The 12,239-nt window shown below is 43.9% G+C and carries 12 protein-coding genes; 6 read left to right on the top strand and 6 right to left on the bottom strand.

Annotation, left to right across the window (positions count from 1 at the left end):
* Position 1: 1 nt before the first annotated feature.
* The 3 genes from ACQEXU_RS06495 (at position 2) to ACQEXU_RS06485 (ending at position 3,282) form a co-directional block, all read left to right on the top strand.
* Positions 2–1,339: an ATP-binding protein gene (locus tag ACQEXU_RS06495; RefSeq protein WP_427010143.1), complete on the top strand. Its 1,338-nt coding sequence runs from the start codon at positions 2–4 to the stop codon at positions 1,337–1,339.
* On the top strand, positions 1,326–1,805 hold the full coding sequence (locus ACQEXU_RS06490) for a response regulator (protein WP_427010142.1): 480 nt from the start codon (positions 1,326–1,328) through the stop codon (positions 1,803–1,805). The genes ACQEXU_RS06495 and ACQEXU_RS06490 overlap by 14 nt, the downstream gene beginning before the upstream one ends.
* 268 nt (positions 1,806–2,073) lie before the next feature.
* Entirely contained in the window at positions 2,074–3,282 is a 1,209-nt protein-coding gene (locus tag ACQEXU_RS06485) for an HD-GYP domain-containing protein (protein ID WP_427010141.1), read from the top strand.
* Positions 3,283–3,346: 64 nt separating this feature from the next.
* Here the strand turns inward: ACQEXU_RS06485 and cdd are convergent, their stop codons facing one another.
* From cdd to ACQEXU_RS06455, 6 genes are all read right to left on the bottom strand, one after another.
* On the bottom strand, positions 3,347–4,234 hold the full coding sequence (gene cdd / locus ACQEXU_RS06480) for a cytidine deaminase (RefSeq protein ID WP_427010140.1): 888 nt from the start codon (positions 4,232–4,234) through the stop codon (positions 3,347–3,349).
* A 200-nt stretch (positions 4,235–4,434) separates the two neighbouring features.
* Positions 4,435–5,112: a CidB/LrgB family autolysis modulator gene (locus tag ACQEXU_RS06475; protein WP_367988943.1), complete on the bottom strand. Its 678-nt coding sequence runs from the start codon at positions 5,110–5,112 to the stop codon at positions 4,435–4,437.
* Entirely contained in the window at positions 5,112–5,477 is a 366-nt protein-coding gene (locus ACQEXU_RS06470) for a CidA/LrgA family protein (protein WP_367988944.1), read from the bottom strand. The genes ACQEXU_RS06475 and ACQEXU_RS06470 overlap by 1 nt, the downstream gene beginning before the upstream one ends.
* Positions 5,478–5,525: 48 nt before the next feature.
* Positions 5,526–6,950 carry an exodeoxyribonuclease I gene (gene sbcB / locus ACQEXU_RS06465; RefSeq protein WP_427010139.1) on the bottom strand — a complete coding sequence of 475 codons (1,425 nt, stop codon included), beginning with the start codon at positions 6,948–6,950 and terminating at the stop codon, positions 5,526–5,528.
* A gap of 138 nt (positions 6,951–7,088) precedes the next feature.
* Entirely contained in the window at positions 7,089–8,462 is a 1,374-nt protein-coding gene (locus tag ACQEXU_RS06460; RefSeq protein ID WP_427010138.1) for an L-cystine transporter, read from the bottom strand.
* A gap of 174 nt (positions 8,463–8,636) precedes the next feature.
* Complete coding sequence (locus ACQEXU_RS06455) at positions 8,637–9,326, bottom strand: NAD(P)H-binding protein (protein ID WP_427010137.1); 690 nt, start codon at positions 9,324–9,326, stop codon at positions 8,637–8,639.
* 487 nt (positions 9,327–9,813) lie between these two features.
* Between ACQEXU_RS06455 and ACQEXU_RS06450 the strand changes: the two genes are divergently transcribed.
* Genes ACQEXU_RS06450 through ACQEXU_RS06440 form a run of 3 tightly spaced genes read left to right on the top strand, consistent with a single transcriptional unit; the run spans position 9,814 to position 12,235 of the window.
* Entirely contained in the window at positions 9,814–10,425 is a 612-nt protein-coding gene (locus tag ACQEXU_RS06450) for a flavin reductase family protein (protein ID WP_427010136.1), read from the top strand.
* An 8-nt stretch (positions 10,426–10,433) separates the two neighbouring features.
* On the top strand, positions 10,434–11,462 hold the full coding sequence (gene cobT / locus ACQEXU_RS06445) for a nicotinate-nucleotide--dimethylbenzimidazole phosphoribosyltransferase (RefSeq protein WP_427010135.1): 1,029 nt from the start codon (positions 10,434–10,436) through the stop codon (positions 11,460–11,462).
* Positions 11,462–12,235: an adenosylcobinamide-GDP ribazoletransferase gene (locus ACQEXU_RS06440; protein ID WP_427010134.1), complete on the top strand. Its 774-nt coding sequence runs from the start codon at positions 11,462–11,464 to the stop codon at positions 12,233–12,235. Before cobT ends, ACQEXU_RS06440 begins: the two co-directional genes overlap by 1 nt.
* Positions 12,236–12,239 lie beyond the last annotated feature (4 nt).

Below are 12,239 nucleotides of genomic sequence, written 5' to 3'. Positions count from 1 at the left end.
GATGAATGCAGAAGATTTCCAAGCACTAAAACTGCGTTATTTTAGCGATCCTAGTCGCCAGCTCACGGTGCAAGCGGGCACCACGCTGATTGAGCAAGACGGTTACAATGATAAGTTGTTTTATGTGATTTCTGGTGAACTAGAAGGATACTTTAAAGAGCTGTCGGAACCACCAACTAAAGTCTTCTCAGCAAGTAGTGGTGCTTTTATTGGCGTTCATAGCTTTTTCTCCGGAACATGGACAGCGTCTTCTACTGTGATCGCCAAAACTGACTTAGAACTAGCGTGGGTTGACCGACATACACAAGCCTACAAGCCGAAAAATTTTGGTCCTTTAACAGCACAATTTACTCCGGTAATCGTCAATGAACTTTCTCGTCGCCAGCGCCGCGCTACTCAAGAAGCTTTAGCAAAAGAGCGAGCACTTCAGAAACTTAGTATTGCTGAACAGATGACGACATTGGGGCAGCTCGCAGCGGGAATTGCTCATGAATTGAATAACGCCATAGGGGTGGTCAACAGTAAAGCTGAGCGACTGGAAAGCGTCATAATGCAACTGCTTGAAGAAGTGCACCCCGAGGCGAGTGAATTTTTTGATGTGGGCTTGATGCAAGGCCAAAAAATGTCTTCATCAGAAGCTAGAAAGAGAGCCCGAATGTTAGAAAAGGAATACGGTTTTTCTCGTTCTGTTGCTAAATCATTAGCGAAAGCCTTGCCCGAAGGAGAGGTCTCTTCTCGCTGGTTGAATCAGCCGGAAGATACCATTCGATACTGGCAGATGGGACGTGATCTACATGATTTGCGTTTAGCATCAAAGCACACCGTTGGCATCGTAAAATCAGTGAAACAACTGGGGCGAACGGACGTAAATCAAGATGAATCGCTTAGCATTAACGACACGCTACAAAAGGCGTTAGCTTTGCTTCAAAGTGATCTCAGGCGAGTCGCTGTTCGTTTTCGTCCTGCAGAGCTTCCTGCATTTGTTGGCTCCCAAACTGAGTTAGTCCAAATATGGGTCAACATTATTAAAAACGCGTGTGATGCGATGTGTGAAACCCCCAATCCTGAAATAGATATTCGAACTCGGGTCAGCAAATCAAGATTGTTGATTACCATTGCAAATAATGGGCCCGAAATCGACGAAGCCACTCGAAGAAAGATCTTCCAGCCCAACTTTACAACCAAAAAAGGAGGGTTATCGTTTGGCTTGGGTTTGGGTCTATCGATCGTGAGGCGGATTGTATCAGGGTATGGTGGAAGCATTGTGGTGAAGAGCGATGATACACACACTATTTTCAGAATTAAGTTACCAATAGAGGAACGATATGGAGAAGCTTAATGTAATTTGTGTCGACGACCAGCGTGAAGTGCTCAGTGCAGTGCTGCAAGATCTAGAGCCGTTGCTTAGTTGGTTAAATATCGAAGATTGTGAATCAGCTGATGAAGTGCTGGAACTTATGGATGATCTCGATGCAGAAGGTGAGCACATCGCAGTGGTTGTTTCTGATCATGTCATGCCGGGTAAAACTGGAGTCGAACTGCTGACGGAAATTAGCCAAGACGTGCGTTTTCCTGCAACGAGGAAAATATTACTCACAGGGCAGGCGACGCACACTGATACGATTAATGCAATTAACCGTGCTGGTATTAATCACTATTTCGAAAAACCATGGAATGCTGACGCACTAATAGAAGCGATTAGAAACCTAGTGACAGAATATATACTGGAACAAGGGTTAGATTACGAAAACTGGCATGGAGAACTTGATCAAGAGGTATTGTTGAAGCATTTAAGATTAGGTTAAGTGTTTCATTTTCTTACCGTACCCTAAATGGCGTGCATATTTTGTGGTTATTGAAAATGTGCACGAATACCCACTGTTGTATCACAAATGAATTAATTTAGTTATTACTTAATGATACTTTTGTGAATTGTTGTACATTGTGGCGGTACCAAATGATGATATTGTTGACTTATGCATCAAGCAGCAGATTAAATTAGTAAATCTATTAATAGTAGAGTGATATTATTTGTTACACTTTACTAAACCTTAGTATTAATCGGCTATATTCATGCAATACGATCCAGAACAATCAATAAAAATCGCAATTGCCGACCTGAATGTCGGTATGTTTGTGACTGCATTAGAAGATAGTAAACGTGTCAACTTGGCCAACGCTGGTAGGGTGTCGTCAGACAAAGCAATCCAGCAACTGAAGAAAAACGGAATCAAATATGCGTGGGTTGATCAGCAATTGTCTGCGAAAGGCTTAACATTTAAGCCAATCAATGATGTTGAACCAGAAGCGGAAGTCGCTTTACCAGAAGATACGCCGACAAAAAGGGTAAAACGAAGCCGCTTTGGCCAGCAAAAAAAAGCCAAGAAAATAATTAAAGAAGCAAAGGATCTTGCTCAGAAACTTCTGAATCATACCTTTGAAGGCAAGATTGTCGAAGTTGCAGAAATAGAAGATTGGGCGGACGATTTAATTGAAGCGGCGCTGGTTGATTCAGATGCGCTGCAATGCGTTTCTGCATTAAGACAAAAAGACAGTTACCTACTCGAACACTCAGTGAATGTTGCATGTTTATTGGTGACCTTCGGTAAGCACCTTGATATGCCCAAAGAAACTCTGAAGCAAATGGCAATTGGGGGCATCATTCATGATGTCGGCAAGGTGAAAGTGAAAGACGAGGTGCTACACAAGCCCGCAAAACTCACGCCAGATGAATTTGAGCACATGAAACTTCATCAAGTGTTTGCCAAAGATCTCATTTCTCCTATTCAAGGTTTAAGCGATGTGAGTCGAGATGTGTGTTTAATGCATCACGAGAAACTCGATGGGACTGGCTATCCGAATGGTTTAAAAGAGGAGCAAATCCCTCAGCACGGCAGAATGAGCTGTATTGTTGATATCTATGACGCGTTGACTGCTGATCGTTGCTATAAACTGGGAATGAGCTCTGCTGCTGCATTTAAAATCCTGTTAAGCCTAACGCCTTTCCATCTGGATCGAGAGCTTGTGTATAAATTTATAAACTGCATAGGCATGTACCCGGTTGGCTCTATCGTTGAGTTAAGCGATGGACGAGTGGGTATTGTATGGACGTCGAATGAGTCTGAGCCGCTCAAGCCTGAAGTAAAGTGTTTTTACACTCGAAAATACCAGCGTTTTTGCGAAGTGGCGTATGTGGACTTAAAACACTCAAAACTGAAGATTGAGAGTGCGATTTCTCCAAGCTATCTTGAAGTGGATGCGACGCCGTTTTACGACGATTAATCCGTGCGTGATAGAAACACTTCAAATAAAAGAAAGGCGCTGTATTCAGCGCCTTTCTTCTTACTTATATAGCGAGATAGCTTACGGGAATGTCTGGATTAATCGCTTCCAGCGTAGCTTGCGTATCTGCTAGGTGACTGATGCTACCGTCTGCCATTTCTGCTAACGCTGCTGATTCAATATCAGTTAGCTGCTTGCCATCCAGTAACAATTGGATCATCGCGACTTGTAGTGGAGGTAAGCTTGGGTTAAAGGCGGCATTCTCAGCGTAAGCACCGGAATACACTTTCCCGTAACGTGATTTCAGTGCGACGCCACTCAAGTTATGTGTATACGGAGCATGGCTCTTATTTAATGACGCGAGGGCGAATGACACTAACTCATCTTGTTCTTCCGATTCTTTGCCATGATTAACGGAAGACATAAGTCCCGACTCAATACCAAGGTCGGCTGGACCAAATGATTCAGGTAAATACTCTTGTAATGTCATTTCATCACGCTGTGGTAATTGAACGACTAGCTCTTTTGCCGTGGTCAATTCGTTCATAAACTGACGGCAATGACCACATGGGCTGAAGTTGATGGTGATGTCTGAAATACCAGTTTCACCTTTCATCCATGCATGGCTGATGGCAGATTGTTCAGCATGAACGGTCTGGCCTAATTGTGCGCCAGATATTTCAACATTTGCACCAAAATAAAGGCGACCAGAGAGGCCACGCACGATTGCACCAACATAGAAATTAGAAATTGGCGCATAGGAGTAGGCGGCAGCAAAGGGGAGAAGAGCAACACGCATTTCAGCGTCGTCTAAACCAGTAAGCTCACGTAACTTAGAAAACTGTTCGGTAGACAAAGTCGCGTCAAAGTCGTCGGCTAAAACAATCGGGCCAAGGTAGTTGGCAATCGCTTTTGGTGTTTCCGCTAATGCCTGTTCGATGCGGCTATTCATAGTGAGTCCTTGTGATTACATTGGATCTCATTCTATGACATCAAGAGAACATTGCTGAGATTTTTGTCACATTAATTGCTGTAACGATATATATGATTTCATAGTTAGAGTGATGTCACACATGTTATCGATTACATGCCATTCAATCGTGATATGCATCGAACCTAAAAACGAGCTAAGCCATTTTGGTGGTGAATGACTTAGCTTGCCATCCACAGTGCTAGTGTGAAGAACGTCGGTGCCAGAATTGAAGTGATGACGCCACACACAACTAATGCGAGTGAGCTAAAAGCAGCATCTTGGCCATCTTTTTCGGCACATGTTGCAGTGCCAAGAGCGTGTGAAACCGTGCCCATGGTTAAACCTTTCGCGATAGGGTGGGTAATCCCTAGCATGTTGTATATTGGGTAGGCAAGAATAGCTCCGAACAGGCCGACAATTAACACTAAAATGGCTGCTATGGCAGGCTCTCCGCCAAGGTGGCTGGAGACTTCCATCGCGATTGGAGTCGTGACAGATTTTCCGAGTAAGCTGGCGATCAGTGACATATCTGCCTGCATATAAACGGCAATCATACTGGCTGTTAACATTGACATGATGCTGCCAACGCCACACGCTAACATGATGATTCGCCAATTAGACTTAATCTGTGGGAGTTGTTCGTACAGCGGGTAAGCCAATGCAACAACAGCAGGTTGGAGTAGAAAGCTAATCCACTCATTATCCGCGTAGTAGCTTTCAAACGGTACTTTTAGGTACATCAAGACGGGGATAAGTATTGCAATACTTATGAGCAATGGATTCATTAGCGGAGAGTTACATTTCCTACTTACCCAACGTGCAAAAAAGAACACAATGATCGTGACTGGTAACCACATTATTTGTTCCCCTTCTTCAGTAATCTATCGAGCATCAACCCTAAAACAACAAGAACAATTAAGGTGCCGCCGACAGCACTGGCTAAAATCGGCAAAGCATTGGCGATAAGCATGTCAAAGTGTTCCATTAATCCAACACTGATAGGAACAAACAGCAAAATCATGTAACGGATGAACAGGGTGGCAGAAGGGCGGACCCAGTCAACAGAAACCAAACCACTAGCCATGAGCCCAAATAGGATCAGCATGCCAATAATACTGCCGGGAATCGAAATATCGAGTAAGTGCTGAATGTTAATTCCAGCCAGTAAGCAGAGTAGGATAAGACCCATTGACACTGCATACTGTAAAATTGTTTTAGCCATATCTTCTGTTGAACAAGGTATAAACGATTGAGAGTAAGTATCAGAACATTACGAAATAAGCTTCTCAACGTATTGATAAACGGATTTTAAAATAGCGATCTTCTTTTGATCACTTTCATATTCGTGAACTAAGTTTTCCAGATTCAACATGTAATCTTCAATACGACTTTCGAAATAATCTCGGCTATGAGATGCCCAGCGCTGTTGTTCTGATTCACTGAGCGTCCATGGATAATGTCGAGCGCGGTAGCGGAATAATAGAGGTTCAATACGCTTATCATTAAACGAGATGTCTAATGCCGCTAGGTTGTTTACTTCCGTTTCGCGAATAATATCCATGGCGGCTTTATCGGCTGGAGAGAAAAAGCCATCGTAGAGCATTGTGTCTACGTCGTTACTCTTTTCATATTCGCGTTCGATGTTATACAAACCGATCAGCTTTTCTCTGATCTCTGGGTGCTGGCGAAGTAAGGCGAGGTTCTGCAGACACTTCTCACGATCAATCCCAATGATTTCTGCATTTTCAGCAGTAAGTGTTTTTGCAGGTGCAAGGATTGGGCATTTATTCAGGTGCACGAGCTTAATGGGGACGGGTAGCTCATTTGCGGCTAAATCAACATGTTTCGTGTATAGGCGTTGTTGCAGCTGCTCAGAGTCAAGCTCAAGTAATGGTGTTGGATCTTTTGCCAAATCGACCACAATGACGGCATTTTGGTTAGTTGGGTGCCAAGCAACGGGAACCACCCAACTGGTGTAATTGCATTCACGACCAAGCATCCCGGAGACATGCATCAGTGGTGTCATGTGTACGATATCCACTAACTCATTCAGCTTGCGTTTATGGCGCATGTTGAGGAAGTAATCGAATAGCTTTGGCTGGGCTGCTTTCAGCTTCTTCGCCATTTCTATGGTCGCGATGACATCAGCCATGGCATCGTGCGCATTCTCGTGTTCGATACCATTGGCAACAGATAAGTGTTCCAACTTAAAACTGGTATAACCTTCATCATTTTCAGGCCATTCGACGCCTTCCGGACGAAGTGCATGACACGCGCGCATTACGTCTAATAAGTCCCAACGCGAGTTTCCGTTTTGCCAGCTCCATGCATACGGATCAAGAAAATTGCGGTAGCAGGTATAACGTGTTACTTCATCATCAAAGCGAATACTGTTGTAACCGAGGTTAATGGTATTAGGTGTGGCAAGTTCAGCGTGGATCTTGGCAATAAACTCAGGCTCTGGCAGCCCGTTTTGCATCGCGGTTTGAGGTGTGATACCGGTAATTAGTGCCGCTTCAGGGGATGGGAGGTAATCAGAAGGAAGCTGGCAATAAATAACCAAGGGTTCACCAATGATATTAAAATCCATATCGGTGCGTACGCCTGCAAACTGACTTGGACGATCTTTCGCTGGGCTGGTTCCCCATGTCTCATAGTCAAAAAAGAAGAAGGTAGGCTGGCGATCTTGCTGCATTGTTTGGTTACCGAGTATCAAAAATTTACCTAGGTATTAGACCATTGCAACATCGACATAGCAATGAACAAGCGCTGATATGTCGTTGAATGATTAAAAAAATGGCCGACTTATGTCGGCCATTTGAAAAGAGGGCGTTTAAGCCTGCTTTGCCTCTAGTGCTGGATCGGTTGTTTTCTGCTTGAGCAGACGGCTGGCTACCGTACCTGCTGTCATTGCACCAGATACATTCAATGCAGTGCGAGCCATATCGATCAGTGGTTCGATAGAGATAAGCAGCGCAACAATGGTGACGGGTAATCCCATTGCAGGTAGTACGATCAGAGCCGCAAACGTTGCGCCGCCACCGACACCAGCAATACCAAACGAACTGATGGTAATAATCGCAACCAAAGACAAAATGAAGTTAATGTCCATTGGGTTAATGCCTACAGTTGGAGCTACCATGACTGCAAGCATCGCAGGGTAAATACCAGCACAACCATTTTGACCAATTGTCGCACCAAATGAAGCAGACAAGTTGGCGATCGCTGGTGGCACATTTAACTTTGTTATCTGCGCTTCAACATTCAAAGGGATAGTCGCTGCTGAACTACGAGAAGTGAATGCGAAAGTCAACACAGGCCAGATTTTTTGGAAGTACTCTTTTGGATTGACGCCAACAAATGACACCAATACCCCATGAATTACAAACATGATGATAATAGCGACATATGAAGCGACAATAAAACCAAGCAGGTTAAGGATGTCACTCGCACTTGATGTCGCGACCACTTTCGCCATCAATGCCGCGATGCCGTATGGAGTGAGAGCCATGATCATTTTTACAAGGCGCATCACAATCGATTGAATCGCTTCAACAAACGTACGAATTGGTGCTTCGAGCTCTTCTTTTTCGATCATGACTTTACGTGCCGCAATGCCAGTGAGCACACCAAAAATAACCACTGCAATGATAGACGTTGAACGTGCACCAGTTAGATCGGCAAACGGGTTAGTTGGAATGAAGCTAATTAACATTTGAGGAATACTCAAATCGCTAACATGGCTTGCACGACTCTCTAAAACTGCGATACGAGCAGTTTCACGAGCCCCCTCTGTTAAGCCTTCAGCGCTTAAACCAAATGCTTGACTCACAGTAATACCGACAAGGGCAGAAATTGCGGTAGTCACTAAGAGAACAGAAATCGTCAGGCCAGAAATTTTACCGAGAGAGCCTCCTTTTTCTAGTTTAACGACCGCAGCAATCATCGATACCAAAACAAGTGGCATGATGACCATTTTCAGTAGGCCAACGTAACCGCGACCAGCAATATTAACCCACTCAAGAGTTTCTTTAATTACAGGGCTGCCTTCACCAAAAATGAACTGTAAAACGAGACCAAAAGCACTGCCGAAGATTAAACCAGTGAGAACCAAGCGGGAAAGTGTGTGGCCTTTATTTTGTTGCCAAAACAGAATAAAGAGGATGCCAACAAACCCAGCTAAGGAAGCGATAACTGCAACTGACATATCATTTTCCTTATAATTTTGTGATATTGCATTAATGTACTTAATGCATATGGAAGAGGTAATGTGCGCAAGATAACCCCAACTAAGAGTAGGGGAAAATAAAAGAATGGAATGAATAAGAGCGTTTAGTTATTTAGATGGTTAATTGTGCTTTTTGATAAATTAATGTTCTGATTATTGGTATAAATTAAGCATGTTTTTCATGTCAACGCTGTTTAACGTTTCTACTTTACGTGAGCTGTGACGAAATAGGCTAAATAACATTGAGCGAGCAACATCGGTAGCTGATATCGGAATGAGCTTGGCAAGAGGACCAATCATCACTGGAGAAAACACTTTTAATATACCTTGAACAATGGCTTCATCAGTACGAGGTTCATCTCTAAGCCCTTTTAATGGGCCCGGGCGAACAAACACTAAGTGTTCAAACTCCATTTGTCGCAGCGCTTCTTCCATTTTTCCTTTAGTACGAAGATAGTGTGAAAATGAGCGAAGAGAAGCTCCATAGCTTGATACCACAGCAAGGTGACTAACGCCGAGCACTTTCATTTCCTGCGCGACACTACAAACCAGTTCGTAATCGATGCGTTCCAACTCGGCCTTCGAACCTGCTTGCTTTATGGTTGTCCCCAAGCAAATGAAGCCAAATTTGGGTACCTTTTTCTCTTCTGACCAGTCGACAATTTGCAAATCAGAGTGCTGGATTTGTTCAAGTTTTGGATGGAAGTACGGCAATGGCTTGCGGACAAGTGCATAGATATGACCAATGGGATCGTCATCAAGCAATATCTTCATGAGTTCATTTCCTACTAGACCTGAGCCACCTGCAACGATGACGGTCGCATTGTCGTCATGAATTGACATATTGCCTCCCACTTTTAAATCCACATAAGCAACATGGACTCAACATACGCTTGATTGAAGTCAATGTCTGCTATTGCGGTAAATCTGAGAGATAAAATGTAAGGTAAGTCAAAATGCCATGAAACAACAATGGCCTCATGAGAGGCCGATTTGCGCTTTGGGTTTAAGTTAAGGATAGGGGAATTTTTTTCGAGTTCTTTTTATTTTGACCAGGATTTTTCGATTTTCTCGTTTTTTGATTGGCAAACATAACGGTCTCCTTGCTTTTCTCAAACGATAGATGAGTAACAACCTGAATAATGCATTCTCTATGCCAGAGTTAACCCATAAATAAGATTAGTTTCAGATAGAAATATTGTCAAAATACACAATAGCCCGCAGGCCATTGACCCTTTTTGAGAATGCGGAAGTGTACTATCTAGTTAAATCATTGATTTCAAGATAGACTGCCACAAATGGACGACCTCGTTGCAAAAAGGGATGCAATATGAAAATTGACTTGAGTACTTTAGCCCCAACTCAAATTTATCATTTAATGACTCAAACAGTGATTCCTCGCCCAATCGCGTGGGTTATGACGGAATCCGCGGGTTCCAATTATAACTTGGCTCCGTTTTCATACTTCACACCCATCGCCAGTACCCCACCGTTACTGATGTTTTCGGTAGGCAAGAAGCCGACGGGAGAGGTAAAAGACACCACCAGAAATGTGCTGGAAACAGGTCGTTTAGTTGTTCATATTGCTACGGTTGATTCTGCAGATGTGGTCACGAATACATCGGCAACGCTTGAGCATGGCGTCTCTGAGGTTGAGTTAAACAATTTGGATTTAGTCGACTTTGACGGCTTTGAACTGCCTCGCTTAAAGGAAGCGCCGATCGCATTTGGCTGCAAGCTATATGAAGTCAAAGAAATTGGTGAAACACCGCAAAGTCTAGTGTTCGCTCAAATCGAGCAGGTATATATTGATCCATCGGTGATTGATAATGAATCTGAACGATTAAAAATCGACGCTTTAAAAGTGAATCCATTGTCACGTCTTGGTGGCGGTGAATATGCCTCGCTAAGTAACACATTTTCTGTCGCTCGTCCTAAGTAACTTACATCATGTTAAATCAAATATATTCTGAAGCCATTTGGGCTCGCATTAATCAAAAAACCAAACCACTAGGCGCATTAGGTCAGTTGGAAGAGCTGGCTCATCAGTTAGCTCTAATTCAAAGTAATGTGCTTAGTGACGTTGTCACTAAAATTAACATCCAAAAGCCAACCGCTATTGTTTTCGCTGGTGATCATGGTATCGCCGACGAGGGAGTGAGTATCGCGCCAAGTGCGGTTACTCAGCAAATGGTGCAAAACTTCTTGGCAGGAGGGGCTGCCATCAACTGTTTTTGTCGTAGCAACAAGGTTGATTTGAAAATAGTGGACTGTGGCATCCTGATTCCAGTGGAAAGCGATAACCCTAATTTTGTGGTTCAACGTTTGGGAGCTCGCACGAACAACTTTGCAAAAGAAGCGGCGATGAGCCGAGAACAATTGACGTTAGGGCTTTCATACGGGCGAGAAATCGTAGAAAAAGTCACGGCAGATGGCTGCAATATTGTCATGTTTGGTGAAATGGGGATCGGAAATACCAGCAGCGCAGCAGCCATTTTGGCAGCGCTTTCACGTAATAATGTGGACAAATGCGTAGGTCGTGGTACCGGCATTAATCAAGAGCAGTTAGCAAAAAAACGGGTCTTGGTGAGTCAAGGTGTTGCGAGGTGTGAAGATGCAGATGTATTAGACGTCCTTGAACAGGTGGGTGGTTATGAAATTGTTCAAATGGTGGGCGCATTCTTAGCGGCCTACGAGAAGAAAATACCGGTTATTGTCGATGGTTTCATCGTGACAGCTGCCGCGTATGCTGCCTGTTTTATTGAACCAACATGTCGTGAGTTCATGATATTTGCCCATCAGTCGGATGAATCTGGGCATCAACTCATGCTCAAAGAAATGAAAGCGGAGCCTTTGCTTAAGCTTGGATTGAGGTTAGGGGAAGGTACAGGGGCCGTTTTAGCATTGCCATTAGTTCAGGCAGCAGCGGAGTTTTACTCGACCATGGCAAGCTTCGATGATGCTGGAGTTACGGTTTAATGCAAAGCAAAGTGCGTTATCAGTTGGATCTTTTCTTCCTTGCTCTGGGGTTTTTCTCACGTTTACCGATCCCTAAGCGTACCCCTTACAGCGAAGAACGAATGAACCAAGCAGGACGATACTTCGCGTTGGTTGGTGTCATACTTGGTTTGATATGTGCGCTATGCTATGCCGGGCTGGCATTGATATTACCTGAAAATGCGGCCATTGTTCTAACAATGATCATCAGCTTGCTACTAACCGGTGCCTTTCATGAAGATGGACTGACAGATATGGCAGACGGCATTGGTGGTGGGATGACGCTAGAACGCCGTTTGACCATTATGAAAGACAGTCGTATTGGTACTTATGGTGCTGCAGCGCTGGTGATGGCGCTGTTGACCAAGTTCATCTTGCTGAGTGAGCTTGCCAAAATGACAGACTTATTTGTTATCTGGATAGCGGCTTACACCTTAAGCAGAGCTGTTGCAGCGACTTTAATTTTTGATATGCCATACGTGAGTGACAGTGAAAACAGTAAAAGCAAACCACTCGCAAGCCGACAAAGCTCTCTTGAGCTGACGGTCTTGGTTATAACAGGTGTACTCGTTAGTTTATTACTGCCACTTTCTATTGCATTCGCCTTGTTATTGACTGGTGTCGTGTTCCGTTACTTACTTAAAGTATGGCTACTGCGTCGCATTGGTGGATTTACGGGTGATTGTCTGGGCGCGGCTCAACAAATCATGGAGTTGTTATGTTATGTCGTGATATTGGCGTTAGTAGCGAGGTAGTAAG

The sequence above is a fragment of the Vibrio sp. TRT 21S02 genome (assembly GCF_050113675.1).
In the GTDB taxonomy this organism is placed as follows: Bacteria; Pseudomonadota; Gammaproteobacteria; order Enterobacterales; family Vibrionaceae; genus Vibrio.
This window is presented reverse-complemented; position numbering and strand designations above follow the sequence as displayed.

Bases quoted from the DNA above. Each gene is read 5' to 3' on its own strand.
- ACQEXU_RS06495 (WP_427010143.1), top strand. From the start codon at position 2: ATGAATGCAGAAGATTTCCAAGCACTAAAACTGCGTTATTTTAGCGAT.
- ACQEXU_RS06490 (WP_427010142.1), top strand. From the start codon at position 1,326: ATGGAGAAGCTTAATGTAATTTGTGTCGACGACCAGCGTGAAGTGCTC.
- ACQEXU_RS06485 (WP_427010141.1), top strand. From the start codon at position 2,074: ATGCAATACGATCCAGAACAATCAATAAAAATCGCAATTGCCGACCTG.
- cdd (WP_427010140.1), bottom strand. From the start codon at position 4,234: ATGAATAGCCGCATCGAACAGGCATTAGCGGAAACACCAAAAGCGATT.
- ACQEXU_RS06475 (WP_367988943.1), bottom strand. From the start codon at position 5,112: ATGTGGTTACCAGTCACGATCATTGTGTTCTTTTTTGCACGTTGGGTA.
- ACQEXU_RS06470 (WP_367988944.1), bottom strand. From the start codon at position 5,477: ATGGCTAAAACAATTTTACAGTATGCAGTGTCAATGGGTCTTATCCTA.
- sbcB (WP_427010139.1), bottom strand. From the start codon at position 6,950: ATGCAGCAAGATCGCCAGCCTACCTTCTTCTTTTTTGACTATGAGACA.
- ACQEXU_RS06460 (WP_427010138.1), bottom strand. From the start codon at position 8,462: ATGTCAGTTGCAGTTATCGCTTCCTTAGCTGGGTTTGTTGGCATCCTC.
- ACQEXU_RS06455 (WP_427010137.1), bottom strand. From the start codon at position 9,326: ATGTCAATTCATGACGACAATGCGACCGTCATCGTTGCAGGTGGCTCA.
- ACQEXU_RS06450 (WP_427010136.1), top strand. From the start codon at position 9,814: ATGAAAATTGACTTGAGTACTTTAGCCCCAACTCAAATTTATCATTTA.
- cobT (WP_427010135.1), top strand. From the start codon at position 10,434: ATGTTAAATCAAATATATTCTGAAGCCATTTGGGCTCGCATTAATCAA.
- ACQEXU_RS06440 (WP_427010134.1), top strand. From the start codon at position 11,462: ATGCAAAGCAAAGTGCGTTATCAGTTGGATCTTTTCTTCCTTGCTCTG.